Source organism: Duganella sp. AC237, assembly GCF_979254035.1.
Genome location: NZ_CEEDEW010000003.1, coordinates 389,070 through 409,379, shown reverse-complemented (window position 1 = coordinate 409,379; position 20,310 = coordinate 389,070). Strand labels below are relative to the sequence as shown.

Here is a 20,310-nt window from a genome sequence, read left to right as displayed (position 1 = left end):
GTAATCTTGTTTGGATTGCATCACGTCAGTCGCTGTTTCCCCAGCGCCATGCATCGGAGTGTGAGTCACATGTCAGAACCGATTCCATCACAGTCAGGCGAGTCCGACCCGCTCGCCTTGCTCGCCGGTTTTTCGCAGGGCACGCGGCTGCTCAAGCTCACCACGCCGCTCGGCGGCGACGTGCTGCTGGCCGAATGCGTGCGCGGCGAGGAAGGCATCGGCACGGGCTTCAGCTTCAAGATCGCCGCGCTATCGACCGACGCCGCCATTTCGCTCAAGTCGCTGATCGGCCAGCCGGTGCTGCTGGAGTTGATGACCGCCGCCAGCCGCGACCAGCTGCGGCCGTTCCATGGCCACGTCACCGCCATCGACATGGCCGGCGCCAACGGCGGCTTCGCCCGCTACAACCTCACCGTCGAACCCTGGACCGCCTTCCTCGCGCGCGGACGCGACAGCCGCATCTTCCAGGACATGACGGTGTTCGACATTCTCGACACCGTCTTTAACGCCTACCAGGGCCAGGGCAAGCTGGTGCCGGCGTGGCGCTTCGACATCCTCGACCGCGCCGTCTATCCCAAGCGCAGCATCACCACCCAGTACCAGGAAAGCGACCTCGCCTTCGCCAAACGCCTGATGCACGAGGAAGGCCTGTTCGATTATTTCGAGCACAGCGGCGATGCCGCCAGCCCCGGCCTGGGCAGCCACACGATGGTCATCGCCGACCACAATGGCAGCTTCAAGCCCAACGCACAGGCCAGCATCGCCTTCAGCCAGCCCGGCGCGACCATGAAACAGGACACGCTGGACCGCTGGCGCACCGAGCTGCGCCTGCAAACCAACGCTGTCGAACTGAGCAGCTGGGACTACCGATCGCTCGACACGCGCGCCGTCAGCGCCGCCAGCGCGGACGGCGGCGACGGATCTCCGCTGGTCAGCCGCGACGCGCCCGGCGCCTACGCCTACCAGTCGCGCGAACAAGGCCAGCGCATCGCCTACAACCAGTTGCAGGCGTTCGAGGCCAGCAAGGAAGTCCACGTCGGTGCCGGCACCGTGCGCACGCTTGCGCCCGGCACCACGTTCGCCCTCACCGGCCAGGCCCAGTTCGATCTGGCCGGCAGCGACGACGAGCGCAGCTTCCTGGTGGTGCGCACCGTGCACCTGATGCACAACAATCTCAGCGCGGAGCTGAAGTCGACCCTGATGCAGCGGTTTGGCGAAGGCGCACTCGACGCGCTGATCGGCAAAGAGGAGAAGACCAGCCTGCACGCGGTAGGCAAAGCGATGGGCGAGCGGCCTTTGTATCGCGTCCGTATCGATGCGATCCGCAGCAATATTCCTTATCGTTCGAGTGGGACGGACGCGCACGGCCAATTGCTGCATCCGCGCCCGACCATCCACGGCCAGCAGACCGCCATCGTGGTTGGCCCGCCCGGCGCGCCGATTCACACCGACCGCGACCACCGCGTGAAAGTGCAGTTCCACTGGCAGCGCGGCGCGCAAAGCCACAGCCGCTTGGCGCATCCGATGCCCGACGGTCACACCGGCGCGCCCGGTGACGACCAGGCCGGCACGTGGGTACGCGTGGCCACGCCGATGGCGCCGGTGGCCGGCGCCAACTGGGGCAGCAGCGCCCTTCCCCGCATCGGCCAGGAAGTGCTGATCGATTTCCTGGAAGGAAACATCGACCGGCCGGTCATTCTCGGCACCGTCTACAACGGTCGCGGCCAGGCCGACGCGCAGCACAATCAGGTGGCCGGCGGCGCCGGCGCGGCGACCGGCAACGCGCCCGCCTGGTTCCCCGGCGAGGCCGGCGGCCACGCACACCCGGCGGCGCTATCGGGCATCAAGACGCAGGCGATCCAGTCCAGCCAGGGCGGCAGCGGCGCGTACAACCAGCTGGTGTTCGACGACAGCCCGGGGCAATCGCGCCTTGGTCTGCAGAGACATGCGACCGCGCACCAAGGCACGGCCGAGTTGAACCTCGGCCACCTGCTACACCAAAGCGACAACCAGCGGCTGAAGGCGGCCGGCTTCGGCGCCGAGCTTAAGACCGAGCACAGCATCGCCGTGCGGGCCGGCAAAGGTGTTCTGCTATCGACCGACGCGCGCGGCAGCGCCACCGGCAGCCAGATGGATTCGAAAGAGGCCATCACGCAGCTGGAGGAAAGTGTGCAGCTGCAAACCGATCTCGACGAGATGGCGCAGAAGCACAGCACGCTGACGGTCGGCGGCAAGGCCCCCGCAACCGGGCAGGCAACGCCGCTGCCCGCCATCGCCCAGCTCAAGCGCAGCATGGACGTTCTGGGCGCGGTGGAATCGGACGTGCCGGCCTACGGCGAGCCGCATCTGCAATTGAGTTCGCCGGCGGGCATCGCGGCCAACACGCCGGCCAACGCGGTGCTAGGCGCAGCAGGCACCAGTTTGACCGCCGGCCACGATATCAACTTGGCGTCGCAACGCAACAGCTACGCGAGCGTGAAGGACGGCATCAAGTTATTCACCTACGGCAAGGCGACCAATGCGCAGAAGCCGAACCAGGAGGTCGGCATCCGCCTGCACGCGGCCAGCGGCAAGGTCAGCAGCCAGAGCCAGGCCGACGAGACCAGGCTCACGGCCGACAAGGCGCTCACCGTCGCCAGCACGGCCAAGGGCCTCACCGTGGCCGGCAAAGAGCATGTGCGGCTGACCGCGCAAGGCGCGCATCTCAAGCTTGAGGGCGGCAACATCGAGCTGCACGGACCGGGCAAGATCGAGTTCAAGGCCAGCATGAAGGAGTTGGCGGGGCCGATGAGTGCGACACCGTCGCTGCCGGCCTTGCCGCAGGCGGCCGATCTCGATAACTCGATCGAGATCTTGTTCCATTACGACGATCTGGCGCCCATCCCCGGCGCCGCCTACAAGGTCACGTTCGATAATGGCACCGTGCGCGAAGGCAAGCTCGATGACAAAGGGCACGCCTTGCTGACCGGTACGCCGCCGGGCGAGTATGTGGTGGAGTATGGCGACGATCCGCGTCCGTGGAAGCCGCCTGAGGAAGAAACGCCGGAGTATAAAAAGCCGGACTTCAAGGCCGCGATGGACGCGGAGATGGAACGCGAGCGCAAATTGCGCGAGCAAAGTCAGGGGTGGGTATGAGTCTCGTCGACGATTGCATGAAATTCCTCGAAGACCTGATCATGGGCGACTTCAACGAGGACCAGATGGTATCGGCCCAGATCATCGGCGGCCTGATCTCGTTGATCCCCGTGGTCGACCAGGTGATGGACGTGCGCGATGTTTCAGGCAGCCTGTACCGGATCAACAAGCAAGGCGGCTTTGCCAAGGCGACCATCGATCAAAAGATTTATCTGGGCTTCGCCGCCTTTGGCGTGGTGCCGGAGGTGGGCAGCGCGTTCAAGACCGTGTTCAAGCCGCTCTACAAGGAACGCAAGGCGCTCAAGGGCGCGGTCAACAGCGGCGTGGCGATGATCGAGCGCATGCTGTCGAAGAAAAAAGGCGGCGCGCTGGCGTGGGTCAAGGCGCTCGACTGGGCCGGCAACACCCAGGCGGCGATCGTGCAGGCGAACATGGCGCTGGAGAGCTGCATCGCGCTGCTCGACTACATCGGCCAAGGGCATTGGTGGTGCCCGGACCACCTGGAGCAATTGGCGCGCGACGTTTCTCCGGGCATCAAGAAAATGCGCGGGCAGCTGGCTGCGCCGATACGGGAGGCGTCGGGGTACATCAAGGCGTTCATCACCGATCTGTTGGGGGAGCATGCGGCGGCGGTGGTGATGACGGTGGCTAGTAATGCCGGGAGTATTCCGCGTGGTGGGCATCAGAGTGCCGGGGCGAGGGGAGCCAGGGGCGCCAGCGCCAATAGCCATTTGCGGGTGGCCGACAAGCCGCGACTGAATGGACGCACGACCACCGGTAAAATTGCTAGCGTGGTGCAGCGTACTGCGTTTGCGACCTATCAGGGGCTAAATCAGGCCGCCAAAGGTTTGCTGGGCGAGCATATTGTAGATCATCACATCATTGAACAAAAAGGCTGGGGTCTAGACTGGAACCGACATGACATGATCGGCGGCCCCGGAAAAAAGACCGCCGGTTGGCAAAGCGAATTCAAAAAATTGAACGACGATGAGGTACCGCTGTATCTGTGCACGCCTAGCGTGCATGTACTGACCAACGGGATAGACTCGTTATGGCTGACCAATCGCGCGCGACCGCATCAGTTCGCCGTCGTCGAGGCAAAGGCCAACATGAATCCGGCCGCGAAGCTCCTTGGGATGTTGGGCGAAGCGAAGGGCGCAGGCGGATCTTCCCCAGTCGGCACGGGTCGAAAGAAATATCAGTCGTCGGGCGCTTCTAAGCCCAGTAGTACCAGTGCCAAACCGGGCATGGTGATGCAAATGAGCAGGAAGTGGATCCTAGACCGCATCGATAACGAATTCAGCCAATATAAAACCAGGATGACCAGAGGCGGCGCTAACTATTCTCGACATGTGTTCTTGGTGTCACCGCTACAAGCGTCGGATCATATGATGGCGATGGAAAAGATTGTTAGCGAAGGGCTGATCAGCAAGCCCGCTGCGGCCCAAAAATACGCTCCCGAGCATAGCCGGCACGACATTCAGAAGGAGTTTGGCGAACAAGATCTTGATGCCGCAGAGGCCCAATACAAGATTAGCGGCAAGCCGAGCAAACCTAAAAAGCCAAAAAAATGAGAAAGAACAAGTAATGAAAAATTCAGAATTCAGAGCTAAACGCCGTCAAATCTATCTCGATGAAGAGAGCTATCGTAATACGGTCGCCCAACTTATAGCTGAAAATTCAGTCGAGTCCAGCCCAGGGCTGGCCGCGGTTGATGCATGTAGGGATCTACAATTAACCGCAATTGACACATGGACGATATTCAAACTCAAATATACCGCAGGGGAGTCCCTCACGGACTTGGCAAATACCCTTGACGAGATCGTCGTTGCGTATGAACGTTGGGTCGATGCATTGAACAATCTACCAGATGAAGATTATTATCCGCCGTTCGTCATGAACGATCTCATTGACACATATGTGGATTACTTAAGTCTCGTTTCGACCGCCATCTTATTGCGACGTGAAGACTTGGTCGGGAGAATCTGCGCGTTGAACGAAGGCACGGACTTTGACGAAGTCGACGCTGTGCTAGAAGAACTGTTCAAGTTCTACATTCCGGACCGCCCCGATTTGGACCAATGGCTGTGGGATAAACCTTACCGTAAACTACTCGACGCCATCGACAGCGATAACGCGGCTGAGATGGCGGCGGAAATGAAAACCTACGTAAAAACATGGTATGCCGACATGAAGGGACAGGCTATCTTCTGGGGCAAACATGAAAAAATTAAGCCCGAATTTACCCCTTACAATGGCTATTGGGCCATGTGCGCGGGAGCCTTCACCTATCTCTACAATATTGACGACGCGTCATACCGAAATGAGATGGTGTATCCCAAAGACCTCGTCGATTACGCCCGCAGCATCCCGAGCAACGATGCAACGCAACAGACCAATACTAAGCCGTTACGCGTAGCGGGTGGTGAACCCTGTCCAAAGTCCGGCCAGTGGTTTTCGCCGGCAAAAGCGGGAAGCCAGGCGCACTTCTCCAAGGGGGCAGTCATGCCAGTCTTTCCCGATACGGAGTACGGCCTGACCATTTGGCAATGGCTAGAGGGTTAATAGTTGACGATAGCCTACAAGTGCTGACCCCGATCGACTTCAATCATCGACGCCAAATTTACCTCGACGAACAGAGCTACCGAAATACGGTCGCCCAGTTGGTGGCCGAGGACGCTTTCGCGTCCCCACAAAATTTGCCTCTGATTGACAGGTGTAAAGATATGCGATTCGCCGCCCTGGATAGCTGGATAATTTTCCAGCTGCAATATACGGCTGGCGAAAGCCTAACGGCGCTAGCGGATTCCCTGGACACCATCGTGATCGCTTATGAGCGCTGGATTTCCTGTCTGGATGAGGTTCCAGACGACGACGACTACCCTCCGTTCATCATGAACGACATGATCGACACCTATGTCGACTATCTGAACATGGTAGCCGTCGCCATATGAAAGGAAAAGTTCACTTCTGGGGGAAGCATGAAAAGATCAAACCGGAATTCACGCCGTATTTCGGGTACTGGGCGATGTGCGCTGGCGCCTTCACCTAGCTTTACGACATAGATGACTCCAGCTACCGTGACGAGTTGGTATATCCCAAAGACCTGGTCGATTACGCACGCAGCATCCCGCGCAAAACAGACGTCCTGTAACGAAATCAACTATGAAGAATTTGCCATTTCATGAACGTCGCCGTCAGCAGTTTCTTAACGAAGATCTTTATGAGAAAACACGTGCGAATCAGATATTGCTGATTGAAGGCCAACTTAAAAACAAGCAATTTCCAGAAATGGCCGAGGACCAGTCCATCGCTCATCGCTTTCTCTATTTGGAAGCTTTCTGGATCTGGATGATCGACTACACAGCAGGCGTTCCGGTTGCGGAATTAGCGCCACGGATAGCTTGCATAGTCGACGCGTTTGAGGAATGGAACGATATCGAACAAGCGTTCCAAAAAGAGGCCGCGCTGGAGTTCCCGGAATACGGACCGTACAAATACCGCGCCGCACCGGACTTTTCAATCCTGTTTGATTATGAGGACACCCTTCAGCTAGTGAGCATCGCCATATTGCTGCGTGATCTCCACTCGGTCAAACGCATCATTCACATACTGCGAAGCCACCGAGGTGAAGATGGGCTCTTTGAACAATTAATTGGCGGATACATCGAAGATGGCATGGCGCTGTCGTCGTGCGTGCTTGAGGACCCGTACAATATCCTGCTGCAAGTCTTCTATGAAGAGGACGAACAGAAAACGCTCGACCTTGTTCAGCAGTATCTCAAGGAACGGTATCCCTCCATGAAGGATCATCCGCGCTGGTATGACGAGCACCTGAATGTCAGCAAGGAGGGCTACGCCGGCTATTACGGCTACTGGGCATTCGAGGCGGCTGCGGCGGTCTACCTCCTGGACTTGGACGACAGTCAGATCAACCACTTGGTCTATCCAAAAGACCTGCTGGACTATGGCCGTAAATTGCGGGAGGAGGAGCGCTACACCAGCCGGTATCCCGCGTCTCAGTCCGCCCCCCGGCGAGGAAGGCCAGCCCTGGCCAGGATCAGGACTTCGCGAATGAAAAATTCAGAATTCAAACAGAGGCGGCGTCAAATCTTTCTCGATGAAGAGAGCTACCACAACACTATTGCTCAGCTTGAGGCTGAAACCAGCGGGACCTTAGTTCCTGGCCTATCGCAAGAGGAGCTATGCAGAAACCTGCGAGCGAGAGCGTTTGACAGTTGGGTCATATTCAAGTTGAGGTATACAGCCGGCGAGAGTCCAGCAATACTCGCAAGCTCGCTCGAAGAGGTGGTAGTGGCTTACGAACGCTACGTCGACGCTCTCGGACAGCTGCCGGAGAGCCAATACCATCCGCCCTTCATCATGAACGATCTCATCAATACATATGTGCGCTACTTGAACATCGTCGCTGTGGCTATTCTGTTGAGGCGCGAGGACCTGATAGGCAGGATATGTGCGTTGAACGAAGGAACAGACTTTGACGGCGTCGACGCAGTGCTGGAGGAACTGTTCAAATTCTTCCTGCCGGGTCGGCCCGAATTGGATCAATGGCTGTGGGAGAAGCCATACCGCAAACTGCTCGATGCCATCGATAGCGAGACGCAAGACGAGATGCGAGCAGCAATGAAGAGCTACGTACAAAGCTGGTACCCCGATATGGAAGGGCAGGCCCACTTCTGGGGGCAGCATGAAAAAATCAAGCCAGCGTTTACTCCCTACGACGGCTACTGGGCGATGTGCGCTGGCGCCTTCACTTACCTCTACGACATCGATGACTCCAGCTATCGTGACGAGCTGGTATATCCTAAATATCTGGTCGATTACGCACGCGGCATCCCGCGCAAAACAGGCGTCCTTTAGCGGACAGTCAACTATGAAGAATTTGCCATTTCATGAGCGCCGCCGCCAGCAGTTTCTTAACGAAGACATGTATCAGAAGACGCGCGCAAATCAACTCGCGTTGATTGATGGTCAGCTCAAAAACAAGGAAATGGCCGATTCAACCCACGAGAATTCCTCTGTGCATCGTTTCTTGCATTTAGAGGCTTTATGGCTTTGGATGCTCGATTACACGGCCGGGGCGCCTATTGATGAATTGGCGCCTCGTATCGCCGACATCGTTGACGCCTTTGAGACCTGGAATGATGTCGAGCAAACCTTTCAACAGGAGGCCTCACTAGAATTCCCCGAATACGGCCCATATGAGTACTCGGCGGCACCGGATTTCAAGACCTTGGGCGATTACGAAAACACTCTCCAGCTCCTGAGCATTGCTATATTGCTGCGCGACCGCCGCTCAGTCATGCGCATAATCCACATACTGCGCAGCCATCGAGGTGAAGACGCCCTTGTCGAGCAACTAATCGGCGGGTACATCGACGATGAAATGGCGCTTGATTCTTGCGTGCTTGGTGAACCGTACGACACACTGCTGCAAGTTTTCTACGAACTGGACGAACAAAAGACACTCGGCCTTCTCCAAACATATCTAAAGCAGTGGTATCCCGCCATGAAAGATCATTTGCGCTGGTACAACGAACATCTGACAGAGAGCAAGCTAGGCTATTACGGGTACTGGGCATTCGAAGCGGCTGCGGCCGTCTACATACTCGACCTGGACGACAGCCAGATCAGCCATATAGTCTACCCAACAGATCTACTGGACTATGGGCGGAAATTACGGAAAGAAGACCGCTACACCGAAGGAAGGACAGACCTGACCTACTCCCACCATGGCGACTACCGCTCGCAATGAACACTTTAGGAACACTGCTAAAGGAAACGTATCGAGGATAAAACGCACGCCAGCTGCAAACATGAATAAGCGGACTACCGAAAAACTCCTCTTCGGCCTGAGCGAAACGATCCGCGACTCGCTATGCGAGGTTTTTGCCCGGTTCCCAAAGATCGAACGAGTCCTGATCTAGGGCTCACGCGCGGCGGGCAGGTATCGCCCGCAGTCGGACATCGACCTTGCCGTTATCGCGCCAACCATGTCGGACCGCGAATTCTCCATCGTATGGATGGCGCTGGACGACCTGCCCATCCTCTTCAGACTGGATGTGGAGCTATGGCATCAGGCCACCAACCCGGCCCGCAAACAAGCGATGATCGATGACGGTATTGCGCTCTACGAAGCGGGTCAAGCACCCGGCCACGCCACCTCCCACCGCTTGCCTTAAAAGCAAATGGCTGGAGCCGCGCAAGAGTGTGGTGGCGGAGCTGGTCGCCGCGTCGGCGGACGGCGACGCCGGCGGCAAGGATTTCCACCAGTTGTGCGGGCTCAAGCGCGCGCCGTCGCTGGTGCGCATGCGGGTGCTCGATCCGACTTTGAGGGCGATGGCCGGTGGCTTGGGCGACATCAGCGCACCGGTGGAATCTCTGGCCGGTATTCCGTGGCGGCCATCGACCGTGATCATCGTGGAAAATCTGCAGACCGGGCTGGCGTTGGAGGATCTGCCTGGCGCGGTGGCCTTCATGGGGCTGGGTTATGCAGTTGAGGCGCTGGCGGCGGTACATTGGATCAATAACGCGGCTTGCATCTATTGGGGCGACATCGACACGCACGGCTACGCCATTTTGCATCAAGCGCGCAAGCGGTTTCCGCATCTGGTGTCGGTGATGATGGATGAAACAACAATGTTGCGATTTTCGACGCATTGGACGGAGGAACGATCGCAGCACGCGGTGGATGACTTTGCCGAGTTGACGATGGAAGAGCGTGCCGTTTATGCCGCGCTGCAGAAAATGCGTGGGGGCAAAAGCCGCGGCTGGAGCAGGAGCGCATCGGTTGGGATTTCGCTTGGCCGACGTTGAAAGACGCCGTCGCCGAAACGCAAGCATGGCGGATTACGCTACGCTAATCCGCCCTACGTGTCTCCGTGGTTCATTCGTGGGTACGGCCAACGTTTGGCGGTGACAAGCGGTGGCGATCGCGATGACCGTTGACCGTCGATCCGTTCGTGATCCACGTAGGGCGGATTAGGCGGCACGCCGTAATCCGCCAAGCGCCCCAATAACACTTACTTCGTCACACGATCCCAACCGGCCCGCACCGCCTCCTTGAACTTTTCCCAGTTCGACTGCGGATAGGTGTTCTCCCAGGTCGTGCGCAGCTCGGGCTCGGCGTGCTCCCACGGCTTGTCCTGATACGCCGGGCTGCCGGCCATCGACTCGCCATATTGATACGCCGGGTTGTATTCCTGGTACGTGCCGCCGGTATAAGTCTTCTCCCAGTGCGAGCGGAAATACTCATCGCCGTCGCTGTCGCCACGCAGGATGTTCAAACTATCCTGGTTCGCCCCGCTATCAAGCTCATCCACGCGCTCGCCGCGCAGGATATTCAGGCTGTCCTCGTTGGCGCCGGCGGCGACATCGCGCGGATAGATGCGCATGCCGCTGCGCTGCACCGTGCGCTGCCCCTCGGCCAGCGGATCGCCGGCGAACGGGCCGTCCGGCGAGATCATCTCGCCGCGCTGCAGCGAGCCCTGCGTCAGCATGCCCTGCTCGGAGCGGACGAACTCGACCGCCTCCTCGCGCGGACGGATGCCGTGCGGCTCGGGTGCGCTTTGCAGCGCCGGCTCGGGGGTGCTTTGCAGCGCGCCCATCGAGGTTTGCTGCATGCCGGTGCCGCTGCGCAGGATTTCCGCGCCGGTCCAGCCGCTGGCGCGCCACATCGTTTCATGCTCGTCGATGTCGATCGGGTTGAAATCTTCGACGATGTCGGCGGCCAGGTCGGCCTTGGCCAGGTCCTCGGATTCGACGGTCAGCACGGTGTGCCCGCGATTCAGCGCTTCGGCGTAGACATGGCGGTCGGCGTGCTCGCGGCCGATCAGCTCGCTGAACATCTGCTTGACGTTGCCAAGGATCGATGCGTCGTCGTCGATGCGGGCGCGCCCGGCGGCGCTGCCGGAATCGCTGATCCGGATGCTGCCGCGATCGAAGCCATTCAAGATCAGTTCTTCCTGAGCCTGGGTGGCCTCGGCGCGGGTTTCAAATACGGCTGCCAGTGTGTGGGTCATGATGGGCTCCTTCGGTTAAACGGATGGGGTCGATACGAAAAATTAGTCTACGTGGTAAGCAGCAAACTCAGCGCTCGCTTGCCTGCAGGAAAACCAATCGTCCTTTTTTCTAGCGGGCAAACGGGCGCTCACCCGCGCGGCGCGGACGTAGACTGGCTATCCCGTTGCTAGCGCCGGCGCACCTCCAAATGGCCAACGAATCCGACATTCCACCGCAGCACGCCGCCGAAGGCGAGACGGTCACGCTGCCCGTGTTCCAGGAGCAGCTGCACGTGGACACGCGTCTGGCCGACACCGGCCGTGGCGTGCGAGTGCACAAGCGGGTGCGCAGCCATCGGCAGCAAGTCGATCAGACCTTGTGGCATGACGAAATCGACGTCCGGCATGTGCCGGTCGACCGCGTCGTCAGCGCGCCTCCCGCCGCGCGCTATGAGGGCGACACCTTCATCGTTCCGGTCCTGGAAGAAGTACTGGTGGTGGAAAAGCGCTACCGGATCAAGGAGGAACTGCACATTACGCGGCTGCGCCACGCCAGCCGGCACCAGGAAACGGTGCCACTGCGCGCGGAGCACGTGACGGTCGAGCGTTTCGACAACGGGGACGGCGGGCAACCTTCATTCACACTCACCAAGGAAGCAACCATGGCACACACACTGGCGGCAGTATTCGAACAACGCGGCGATGCCGACCGCGCCAAGGCAGAGCTGCTCAACGCAGGTTTTAGCAGCAGCGCAGTACGGCTGGCCTCGGGCACCGGCACGCTTACACAAGCGAGCACTCAAACGGGCACGGCAGCGGGCACCGACGACAGCATCGGCGGCAGCATCATGCATTTCTTCAGCAGCATATTCGGCAACGACGAGCACGCCGATAAACAGGCCTACAGCAGCGCCATCAACCGGGGCCACACCGTGCTGACGGTGGACGCCGGCACCGAAGGCGACATCGAACGCGCCGCCGACATCCTCGAAGGCTTCGGCCCGCTCGACATCGACGAGCAGCAGGGCTTGTCGGGACAAGTGCCGCCGCAAGCCTACCAGGGCGCGCAGCAGGGCGGCATGGCGAGCGCCTCCAGCTCGATGCAGGACGCGCAGGCGGCCATCCCCGGTTCGATGCAAGGCGCGCCGTCGGCAACCACCGCCACCATGCAAGGCGCCATGGGCGGCATGCAAGGCGGCGCCACGTCGGCCGAGGCCGCCTCGATGCAGCGCACCACCACCGAGGAGCAGGCGATCCCCGTCATCCAGGAGGAGCTCAAGGTGGGCAAGCGCACCGTGCAGCGCGGCGGCGTGCGCGTCTACCAGCGCGTGATCGAAACGCCGGTGCGGGAAGACGTCACCCTGCGCGAGGAACACGTGACGATCGAGCGTCATCCGGTGGACCAGGCCATCGCGCCGGACCAGGTGCCGGCGTTCCAGGAAAAATCCTTCGAACTGCGCGAAAGCGCCGAGGAGGCGGTGGTGCAAAAGACCGCGCGCGTGGTCGAGGAGGTCGTCGTCGGCAAGGAGGTCTCGCAGCGGCAGGAGCAGATCAGCGACACCGTGCGCAGCACCGGCGTCGAGGTCGAACAAATCGCGCCCGACCTCGACACCCACTTCCGCACCCACTGGCAAAGCAACTACGCCAGCGGCGGCGGCAGCTACGAGGACTACGACCCGGCCTACCGCTACGGTTCGTCGATGGCGTCCCACGACTCTTACCGGGGCCGGCAGTGGAACGACGTCGAACCCGAGCTGCGCAGCAACTGGGAAAGCAGCTATCCGCAATCGGGATGGGAGAAGTTCAAGGCGGCCGTCCGCGAAGGCTGGGATCGCATGACGTCCTGAGGCGGCCTCGTCCGCCTTATAATGGGGGAATACCCTCCTTCAGGATAACCGGACATGCTGAAAACCGCCCTGCGCATAGCGGCCACGTTGCTGACGATCTTGCCGCTATGCGCCTCGACCACCGCGCACGCCGCGCCGGGGGAATACATCATGATCGCGCCGCTGGACCAGGCCATGCCGATCGTGCGCTTCGAGAACGGCATCCTGACGGGCGGCATCCTCAAGGACCTGGGCGACGCCATGGCCAGGCGACTGGGGCGGCGCGCAGTCTATATCAGCGTCGACGTGCCGGACGTCAAGCAGGTGCTGACCAGCGGCCGCGCCGACGGCATGTGCTATGTGATGCCGTTCTGGATCGATGGCGACTACAACTGGAGCACGCCGCTGCTGCCGGACACCGAAATGGTGGTCGCGCGCGGCGACGCGCCGCAGGTCGGCTCGTTGCGGGGCTTGCGCAACAAGCCGGTGGGCACGGTGACGGGGTACCGCTATCCGCGTCTCGAGCAGGTGCTGGGCAAGGGATTCGCGCGTGTCGATGCGCTCACGATCGATCAAAATGTCCAGCAGATTTTGGCCGGCAAGACGCAGTATGCGGTGATCGGCGAGACCACGATGTCCTACCTGCAGCGCCAGTATCCGGCGCTGCATTTACGTCCGGAGCTGGTTTTTATCAATTTCAAGGCGCAATGCGCATTCTCGCGCAAATCGCAGGTGCCTTTCGAGCAGGTCAATAGTGTCATAGAGACCATGCTCAAGGATGGCAGCGTCGAGCAGATTTTGGCGCGGTACCGGTAAGCGATCACGCGCCCAGGGTATCGGCCCAGATGTTGCGCGCCCAGTTCATCGCATATTCGCCCTCCAGCGCGCTCGGTCCCGTCGATACGCCTCCCGAGCCCGACACCACCAGCAACGTCTTCTGCTCCGCGTTGTACGCGTGAACGGAAGCGACATGAATCACGTCCTTGTCCGACACGAAGCTGTAGCAGGTATTGGTCAGCATCGGATGCGGATCGGGCGCGCGGCCGTTGAGCAAATCCACCACCGCCGCCGCGCACACCTTGGCATGCTGGTTGGCCATGTGCGCCGACTTGGGCATCAACGGCGACACCTGAATCGCATCCCCCAGCACGTGGATATTCTTCGCCTGCGTCGATTCAAAACCGAGGAAGTCCACGCCACACCATCGGCCGTTGGCATTGGCCAAACCACTCTGCACCGCGATCGCCCCGGCCCGCTGCGGCGGAATCACATTGAGCACATCCGCCCGCACCCGATCCCCCAGTTCCGACACCGCCGTGCGTGATGCCGCATCGATATCGGCGGTTCTGAAGGACGGCCGGTATTCGATAATGCCGCCATAACGCTCCTTCCACACCTTCTTGAACAGCGGCCCCTTGGACACCACATCGTCATTGGCGTCCAGGATCAGCAACTTCGATTTCGGCTTGTGGCGGCTGAAGTAGAAGGCGATCTGCGACGCGCGCTCATACGGTCCCGGAGGACAGCGATACGGCGCAGGCGGAATGGTCATCGCGAACACGCCGCCGTCGGGCATCGCCTCCAACTGCGCTCGCAGCGCGACAGTTTGCGCCCCGGCCTTCCACGCATGCAGCACCGTCTGGCGCGCGCCCGGCTTCAGCATGCCGGGCAGCTGGTCCCACATGAACTCCACGCCCGGCGACACGATCAAGCGGTCGTAGGACAGCGTCTGCCCGCCGGCCAGCGCCAGCGTGCGTTTGTCGGCGTCGATTGCCGTCACGGTATCTCGCAGGATGCGCACGCCGTGTTTGCCGGCCAGCGCGTCATATGACAGCGACAAATCGGCGATGCCGCGCGATCCGCCCAGCACCAGGTTCGATAGCGGACAAGAGATGAAGCCGGCATCCGGCTCGATCAGCGTGACGTCGATCGCGCCTTCGCTCCACATGCGCACATAGCGGGCGGCGGTGGCGCCGCCGTAGCCGCCGCCGACCACCACCACCTGCGGCCTGGCCTTGCCGCCGATGCCGGCGCAACCGGCCGTCGATGCCAGCAAGGCGCCTGCGCCGGCGGCCTGGATGAATTGACGGCGCTTCATGGCGTCGCCTTCTTCTGCGCGGCGAAGAAGGCCGCCAGCAGTTCGATCTGTTCGTCGGTGTAGCCCTTGGCGATTTGCGTCATGATGGTCGACGGGCGGGCGCCGGATTTAAAGGCCCGCAGGCTGGCGGCCAGATTTTCGCGGGGCTGCCCGGCCAGGCCGGGCAGGGTTGCGAAATTCGGCGCGTTCTTGGTGTCGCCATTGGTGCCGTGGCATGCGGCGCAGTTGGCGGCGAGGCGCGCGCCGGGGGAAATGGTCGTCGCGCCGGCACCGGCGGCAACCAGCGACAGCCCCGCCAGCGTGAGAATCTTCAATAGCATCGGCACTCTCCTTAAAATAATGGGTCCTACGGCCTTACGCCTGGCGTCTCCATCTTCATACCCTTGTCGCGCACGGCCAGCCAGGCTTCCAGATCCACCAGCTCCTGCGCGCCGAACGCCGGCACCTCGGCGCGCACGCCGCTCATGCAGTTGCGCAGCCGACGCTGTAAAGATCCCATCGCCTGCCACTCCAGCCGGTAGATCGGATACGCGGCGGCATGCGCCTGCGGTATCATGCTGCCGGCCAAACGTCCGCCCGCTCGCTGATCGTGACACTGCGCGCACGACAAATTCAACTGCCCGATGCGCTGCACATACAGCTCCTTGCCGCGCGCGGCCGACGCCTTGGTCCCCGCATCCTGCGGCGGCTCCACCGGCATGCCGCGCGACTGCATCGCCACATACGCCTCCAGCCCAAGCAGCTCCTCGCTCTCGGCGCGCAGCGCCGGCGCCTGCTGCTTCTCCTGGCGGCATACATTGATGCGCTGACCGAGATTGATCGTCATCTTGCTCCCGGCGTGAAAGGCCGGATAACGCGCCGCCACGCCGCGCATGCTCTGATTCGCCTCGCCATGGCAGCTGGCGCAGGACTTGCCGCTCTTGCCTGCCGCGGCGCCCCACTGCGCCTCGCCACCGCTGATCCACAACATCGCGGGATTGAGCGTGTCGTCGCGCTGCATCGCCTGCGTGGAAGCGCTCATGAACTCACTGCCGGAGCGGCGCGCATCGTCGGCGCTGACAGCGCCCAACATCAACGCCCCGGCGAGGCAGCACAACGCGCCGCCCAGCCTGCGGCTCATGCCGGTCCCACCGTCAAATTCATCTTCTCCGTCTGGGCGAAGCCGTTATCGCCCTCCCACGTGAACTCCAGGGTCCCAGTCTCCATGGCGACCGTGAAGAAGCTGATATACGGATTGGCGGACACCGCCTGATGCAGCTCGGCGCCGAAGACCTGTTCACCGTTGTAGCGGCATGCAAACTTGCGGATGATGTCGCGCGGGATAAGCTTGCCGTCGGCGCCGGGACGGTAACCGGTCTCCATCGGATGTCCGATCAGCGCGCGGATCTCGATCACTTCGCCGCGCCTGGCCGTTGCCGGCATATGGATCAACGCTCGCGCCATCAGGGAGCCTCCCCTTCGATACAGGCCGCCAGCGCCACGATCACGCTCACGGATTTGGACCGATAGCTGCCGTCGCTCATGCGCGCCACCGCCGTCAGCTTCTGCGAGGTCGCCAGCCGAATGCGCGTCGACACCTGCGCCTTGCCGGCGCGCGGACCAAGCGTAAACACCGCCACGTCGGTCTGTGGATTGCGCTCGTTGAAAATGGCGATCGCGCTGACATGGTCGGCGGCCGTCATCGCGCTGTCGACGGCGATCGTCACCGGCACCGCATTGCCGTTATCGATCAGCTGCGCGATCTCGAACGTCACCTTGCCCTCCGTCGGCTTGGCGCCGCCGGTGAAGGTATCGATCGCCGCCGCCATCTCCTCGGTGGTGGCGAAGGCCGGGCGCACCAGCGCCAGCATCGCCAGCCCGGTTCCTGCGGCGGCCAGCATATCGCGACGCTTCATGGTGTTTGCTCCTTCAGCGTCAGCAGCCAGGCCACGACGTCCTCGATCTGCTGCGCGGTCAATATCGTCTTGTCCCGGAAGGCCGGCGCCACGCGGTTCAGGCCAGCGGGCTTGTAATAGGAAGGCATGATCGTCTCGGGGTTGAAATGGCTGGCATCCACGATGCGCAAGCGAAGCTGTGCCTCGTTCCAGCGACGGCCCGCGCCTTGCAGGTCGGGCGCCAGATTGCCCTGGAAGCGTTCTTCGGGAATCGGACCGGTATGGCACAACAGACAAAGGCTGGCCTGCCGGCTGGCCACCAGCGCGCGGCCGCGCACCGCATCGCCGGCGACAGCGCCGGCCAGCGGCGCGGCGATGCCGTCGCCGGAGATCACGTAACCGGGATCGGCGGCGGCAGGCGGCGCGACGGCAACCGCCGCCAAGGCGATGCAGGCCGCCAGCGCCAGCCACGCCGCCATTCTTCCTACGCCTTCTTCAAGCTATGGTTCTTCAGCGGCAGGTCGCGTATCCGCTTGCCGGTGGCGGCGAAGATCGCATTCAGCACGGCCGGCGCGGCCACCGCGATGGTCGGCTCGCCCACGCCGCCCCAGAATCCACCGGACGGCATGATGATGGTCTCCACCTTCGGCATCTCGTCGAGCTTGAGCACCTGGTAGGTATCGAAGTTGGACTGCTCGATCTGCCCATCCTTCAAGGTGCACTCGCCGTACAACGACGCCGACAACCCATACACAAACGAGCCTTCGATCTGCGCCTCGATCTGCTGCGGATTGACCGCGTAGCCCGGATCGGTCGCGGCGACGATGCGCAAAATCCTGACCTTGCCGGTTTTTGCATCGACCGACACCTCGGCACATGCGGCAACGTAGCTGCCGAAGCCCATCGTCTGCGCCAGGCCGCGATACACGCCCTTTTTCGCCGGCTTGCCCCAGCCGGCCTTCTCGGCCACCGCGTTCAGCACCGCCAGATGCTTGGGATGCTCGGCCATCAGCTTGCGGCGCAGCGCCAGCGGGTCCTGCTTGGTGGCGAAGGCTATCTCGTCGAGGAAGCATTCCAGGTAAATCGTATTCTGGTTCAGGTTCACGCCGCGCCAGAAGCCCGCAGGCACCGGCGGATTGCGCATCGCGTGATCGATCAGCAGATTCGGGAACGAATAGCCGATCGACGCCTCCGGCCCCGGCGCGTTAAGCCCCTGGAACACCACAGGGTCCTTGCCATTCTTGATGGCCATGCCCAGCGAAGCGAGGATCGACTGGCCGGCGATGCGCATGTGCAGGCCGGTGATATTGCCCTTGGCATCCAGGCCGGCGGTCAGCTTGCACTGCGTGATCGGATGGTAGCGGCCATGCAGCATGTCCTCTTCGCGCGTCCAGATCAGCTTCACCGGTACGCCCGGCATCTCCCTGGCGATCTTCACCGCCTGCGTCACCCAGTCGTGCGAGGCGCCGCGCCGTCCGAAGCCGCCGCCCAGGTGCATCTTGTAGACGTCGCACTTGGCCGCCGGCAGACCGGCCGCCTCGGACGTCGCGGCCAGCGCGGCCTCGCCGTTTTGCGTCGGCGTCCACACTTCGCAACGCTCCGGCGTCCAGAGCGCGGTTGCGTTCATGGTCTCCATCGTCGCGTGGTTCTGCCACGGGTACGAATACACCGCCTCGATGGTGCGCGCGGCCGACTTGATCGCAGCCCTGGCGTCGCCGTTCGAATTGCCGACCACGGCGTCGGGCGCGTCGAGCGCCGCCTTCAACGTCGCCGCCACGTCCTTGCTCGACAAATTCGCGTTCGGCCCCTTGTCCCATTCGATGGGCAAGGCATCCAAAGCCGACTTGGCGCGCCACCATGTGTCGGCCACCACCGCGACCGCGCTGTCGCCGACCTTGAACACCTTCTTCACGCCGGGACGCTTTTCGATCGCGCTCGCGTCGAAGCTCTTGACGGTGCCGCCGAACACCGGACAATCCTTGATGGCCGCGTTGAGCAGGCCGGGCATCTTGATGTCCATGCCGTAGATTTGCGCCCCGGTGGTCTTGTCCACCGTGTCCAGGCGCGCCAGGCGCTTGCCGACCAGCTTCCAGTCCTTCGGATCCTTCAGCATCACCTCCGCCGGAGGGCTCAGCTTCGACGCCGCCTCCGCCACCTTGCCGTAGCTGATGGAGCGTCCGCTCGCCTCGTGCGTGATCACGCTGACGGCCGCCACGCATTCGGACGAGGGCACCTTCCACGCATCGGCGGCCGCCTGCACCAACAAGGTGCGCGCGGTGGCGCCGCCCTTGCGTACCAGGTCGTGCGATTCGCGGATGCCACGGCTGCCGCCGGTGGAGAAGCTGCCCCAGACGCGTTTGCGCGCCAGGTTCTGCCCCGGGGTCGGATATTCGGTGGTGACTTTGCTCCAGTCGGCGTCCAGCTCCTCGGCCACCAGTTGCGCCAGGCCGGTCAGCGTGCCCTGGCCCATCTCGGAGCGGGCGATGCGGATCACGATCGTGTCGTCCGGCTTGACGACCACCCAGGCGTTGACCTCGGGCGTGCCCTTGGAGGCCGGCGCGCCCTGCGCCACCGCCTCGAATGGAATATGAAACGCCACCACCAGGCTGCCGACGGCCGCGCCCTTGAGGAAGCCGCGACGCGAGACCGAACTTACAGGTGCGCCGCTCATACCTTGCCTCCTTCCACGTGCTGGATATTCAGGCCGGCGCTTTTCGGATCGCCGCCCTTGACCACCACATGGATCGCCGCCCTCACCCGGTTGTAAGTGCCGCATCGGCAGATATTGGTCATCGCCATATCGATGTCGGCGTCGGTGGCCTTCGGCTTGTCGCGTATCAGCGCGGCGGCGGCCATGATCATGCCGGACTGGCAGAAGCCGCACTGCGGCACGTCCAGCGCGGCCCAGGCCTTCTGGATCGCGTGCGAGCCGTCCTTGGACAAGCCCTCGATGGTGGTGATCTTTTGTTCGGCGGTGACGGTGGACACCGGCCGCACGCAGCTGCGCGTCGGTTCGCCGTCGATATGCACGGTGCAGGCGCCGCATTGCGCCACGCCGCAGCCGTACTTGGTGCCGGTCAGCCCCAGTTGTTCGCGTATGACCCACAACAACGGCGTGTCATCCTCCGCCTCGAATTCGCGCACCGCGCCGTTGACGTTCAATTTAGCCATGCACTTCTCCTGGATTCTGGTTGCCGATTACACCGCTGGTGATACTACACCCACTACATTAACTCTGCAGCATGTATGGAATATTTCCATTCTTGACTTGGATCAAAGTTTTTCGTGCTCCAGATCAATAGACTTTGAATCGTTACCGAGTGACTAAACCATGACGACATCAAAGAGGAAGTGAA

At 61.7% G+C, this 20,310-nt stretch carries 18 protein-coding genes and 1 pseudogene; 10 read left to right on the top strand and 9 right to left on the bottom strand.

The window, feature by feature from the left end; translation table 11 throughout:
- Positions 1-69: 69 nt before the first annotated feature.
- The 8 genes and pseudogenes from tssI to AC0IYS_RS02065 all read left to right on the top strand — a co-directional run bounded on the left by tssI (position 70) and on the right by AC0IYS_RS02065 (position 9,972).
- Positions 70-3,135, top strand: coding sequence for a type VI secretion system tip protein TssI/VgrG (gene tssI / locus AC0IYS_RS02100; RefSeq protein ID WP_471703627.1), 3,066 nt, complete (start codon positions 70-72; stop codon positions 3,133-3,135).
- A complete protein-coding gene (locus tag AC0IYS_RS02095; RefSeq protein WP_471703626.1) occupies positions 3,132-4,709 on the top strand; it encodes a hypothetical protein in 1,578 nt (525 codons plus the stop codon). The genes tssI and AC0IYS_RS02095 overlap by 4 nt, the downstream gene beginning before the upstream one ends.
- Before the next feature lie 13 nt (positions 4,710-4,722).
- Complete coding sequence (locus AC0IYS_RS02090; protein WP_471703625.1) at positions 4,723-5,700, top strand: PoNe immunity protein domain-containing protein; 978 nt, start codon at positions 4,723-4,725, stop codon at positions 5,698-5,700.
- A 20-nt stretch (positions 5,701-5,720) separates the two neighbouring features.
- Positions 5,721-6,089 carry a hypothetical protein gene (locus AC0IYS_RS02085; RefSeq protein ID WP_471703624.1) on the top strand — a complete coding sequence of 123 codons (369 nt, stop codon included), beginning with the start codon at positions 5,721-5,723 and terminating at the stop codon, positions 6,087-6,089.
- 211 nt (positions 6,090-6,300) lie between these two features.
- Positions 6,301-8,016 (top strand): PoNe immunity protein domain-containing protein, encoded by a 1,716-nt coding sequence (locus AC0IYS_RS02080; RefSeq protein WP_471703623.1) that lies wholly within the window; start codon positions 6,301-6,303, stop codon positions 8,014-8,016.
- 13 nt (positions 8,017-8,029) lie between these two features.
- On the top strand, positions 8,030-8,911 hold the full coding sequence (locus AC0IYS_RS02075) for a PoNe immunity protein domain-containing protein (RefSeq protein WP_471703622.1): 882 nt from the start codon (positions 8,030-8,032) through the stop codon (positions 8,909-8,911).
- A 184-nt stretch (positions 8,912-9,095) separates the two neighbouring features.
- Positions 9,096-9,338, top strand: a pseudogene (locus AC0IYS_RS02070) (nucleotidyltransferase domain-containing protein); the annotation flags it as partial.
- A 31-nt stretch (positions 9,339-9,369) separates the two neighbouring features.
- Positions 9,370-9,972 (top strand): Wadjet anti-phage system protein JetD domain-containing protein, encoded by a 603-nt coding sequence (locus AC0IYS_RS02065; RefSeq protein ID WP_471703621.1) that lies wholly within the window; start codon positions 9,370-9,372, stop codon positions 9,970-9,972.
- Between the two features lie 206 nt (positions 9,973-10,178).
- On the opposite strand, the gene AC0IYS_RS02060 is transcribed toward AC0IYS_RS02065, so the two are convergent.
- Positions 10,179-11,177, bottom strand: a complete 999-nt coding sequence (locus AC0IYS_RS02060) for a hypothetical protein (protein WP_471703620.1) — start codon at positions 11,175-11,177, stop codon at positions 10,179-10,181.
- A gap of 188 nt (positions 11,178-11,365) precedes the next feature.
- Here AC0IYS_RS02060 and AC0IYS_RS02055 point away from each other — a divergent pair, with 188 nt between their 5' ends.
- Both AC0IYS_RS02055 and AC0IYS_RS02050 read left to right on the top strand, forming a co-directional pair.
- Positions 11,366-13,003, top strand: coding sequence for a YsnF/AvaK domain-containing protein (locus AC0IYS_RS02055; RefSeq protein ID WP_471703619.1), 1,638 nt, complete (start codon positions 11,366-11,368; stop codon positions 13,001-13,003).
- Positions 13,004-13,057: 54 nt separating this feature from the next.
- Complete coding sequence (locus AC0IYS_RS02050; RefSeq protein WP_471703618.1) at positions 13,058-13,798, top strand: substrate-binding periplasmic protein; 741 nt, start codon at positions 13,058-13,060, stop codon at positions 13,796-13,798.
- 4 nt (positions 13,799-13,802) lie between these two features.
- Here the strand turns inward: AC0IYS_RS02050 and AC0IYS_RS02045 are convergent, their stop codons facing one another.
- The 8 genes from AC0IYS_RS02045 to AC0IYS_RS02010 are packed head-to-tail and all read right to left on the bottom strand — an operon-like array spanning position 13,803 to position 20,125.
- Entirely contained in the window at positions 13,803-15,080 is a 1,278-nt protein-coding gene (locus AC0IYS_RS02045) for an FCSD flavin-binding domain-containing protein (protein ID WP_471703617.1), read from the bottom strand.
- Positions 15,077-15,400 (bottom strand): c-type cytochrome, encoded by a 324-nt coding sequence (locus tag AC0IYS_RS02040; RefSeq protein WP_471703616.1) that lies wholly within the window; start codon positions 15,398-15,400, stop codon positions 15,077-15,079. The genes AC0IYS_RS02045 and AC0IYS_RS02040 overlap by 4 nt, the downstream gene beginning before the upstream one ends.
- Positions 15,401-15,426: 26 nt before the next feature.
- Positions 15,427-16,200, bottom strand: coding sequence for a sulfur oxidation c-type cytochrome SoxA (soxA, locus tag AC0IYS_RS02035; protein WP_471703615.1), 774 nt, complete (start codon positions 16,198-16,200; stop codon positions 15,427-15,429).
- Positions 16,197-16,523, bottom strand: coding sequence for a thiosulfate oxidation carrier complex protein SoxZ (gene soxZ, locus AC0IYS_RS02030; RefSeq protein WP_471703614.1), 327 nt, complete (start codon positions 16,521-16,523; stop codon positions 16,197-16,199). Before soxZ ends, soxA begins: the two co-directional genes overlap by 4 nt.
- Entirely contained in the window at positions 16,523-16,975 is a 453-nt protein-coding gene (locus tag AC0IYS_RS02025; protein WP_471703613.1) for a SoxY-related AACIE arm protein, read from the bottom strand. The genes soxZ and AC0IYS_RS02025 overlap by 1 nt, the downstream gene beginning before the upstream one ends.
- Complete coding sequence (gene soxX, locus AC0IYS_RS02020) at positions 16,972-17,433, bottom strand: sulfur oxidation c-type cytochrome SoxX (RefSeq protein WP_471703612.1); 462 nt, start codon at positions 17,431-17,433, stop codon at positions 16,972-16,974. The genes AC0IYS_RS02025 and soxX overlap by 4 nt, the downstream gene beginning before the upstream one ends.
- A 5-nt stretch (positions 17,434-17,438) precedes the next feature.
- A complete protein-coding gene (locus tag AC0IYS_RS02015) occupies positions 17,439-19,625 on the bottom strand; it encodes a xanthine dehydrogenase family protein molybdopterin-binding subunit (protein WP_471703611.1) in 2,187 nt (728 codons plus the stop codon).
- Positions 19,622-20,125, bottom strand: coding sequence for a (2Fe-2S)-binding protein (locus AC0IYS_RS02010; protein WP_471703610.1), 504 nt, complete (start codon positions 20,123-20,125; stop codon positions 19,622-19,624). Before AC0IYS_RS02010 ends, AC0IYS_RS02015 begins: the two co-directional genes overlap by 4 nt.
- Between the last annotated feature and the right edge of the window lie 185 nt (positions 20,126-20,310).

Coding starts and splice junctions, on each gene's coding strand:
- AC0IYS_RS02075 (WP_471703622.1), top strand. CDS start 8,030: ATGAAGAATTTGCCATTTCATGAGCGCCGCCGCCAGCAGTTTCTTAAC.
- AC0IYS_RS02025 (WP_471703613.1), bottom strand. CDS start 16,975: ATGAAGCGTCGCGATATGCTGGCCGCCGCAGGAACCGGGCTGGCGATG.
- AC0IYS_RS02010 (WP_471703610.1), bottom strand. CDS start 20,125: ATGGCTAAATTGAACGTCAACGGCGCGGTGCGCGAATTCGAGGCGGAG.
- soxZ (WP_471703614.1), bottom strand. CDS start 16,523: ATGGCGCGAGCGTTGATCCATATGCCGGCAACGGCCAGGCGCGGCGAA.
- soxA (WP_471703615.1), bottom strand. CDS start 16,200: ATGAGCCGCAGGCTGGGCGGCGCGTTGTGCTGCCTCGCCGGGGCGTTG.
- AC0IYS_RS02015 (WP_471703611.1), bottom strand. CDS start 19,625: ATGAGCGGCGCACCTGTAAGTTCGGTCTCGCGTCGCGGCTTCCTCAAG.
- AC0IYS_RS02080 (WP_471703623.1), top strand. CDS start 6,301: ATGAAGAATTTGCCATTTCATGAACGTCGCCGTCAGCAGTTTCTTAAC.
- AC0IYS_RS02050 (WP_471703618.1), top strand. CDS start 13,058: ATGCTGAAAACCGCCCTGCGCATAGCGGCCACGTTGCTGACGATCTTG.
- AC0IYS_RS02055 (WP_471703619.1), top strand. CDS start 11,366: ATGGCCAACGAATCCGACATTCCACCGCAGCACGCCGCCGAAGGCGAG.
- AC0IYS_RS02060 (WP_471703620.1), bottom strand. CDS start 11,177: ATGACCCACACACTGGCAGCCGTATTTGAAACCCGCGCCGAGGCCACC.
- AC0IYS_RS02090 (WP_471703625.1), top strand. CDS start 4,723: ATGAAAAATTCAGAATTCAGAGCTAAACGCCGTCAAATCTATCTCGAT.
- AC0IYS_RS02095 (WP_471703626.1), top strand. CDS start 3,132: ATGAGTCTCGTCGACGATTGCATGAAATTCCTCGAAGACCTGATCATG.
- soxX (WP_471703612.1), bottom strand. CDS start 17,433: ATGGCGGCGTGGCTGGCGCTGGCGGCCTGCATCGCCTTGGCGGCGGTT.
- AC0IYS_RS02045 (WP_471703617.1), bottom strand. CDS start 15,080: ATGAAGCGCCGTCAATTCATCCAGGCCGCCGGCGCAGGCGCCTTGCTG.
- tssI (WP_471703627.1), top strand. CDS start 70: ATGTCAGAACCGATTCCATCACAGTCAGGCGAGTCCGACCCGCTCGCC.
- AC0IYS_RS02040 (WP_471703616.1), bottom strand. CDS start 15,400: ATGCTATTGAAGATTCTCACGCTGGCGGGGCTGTCGCTGGTTGCCGCC.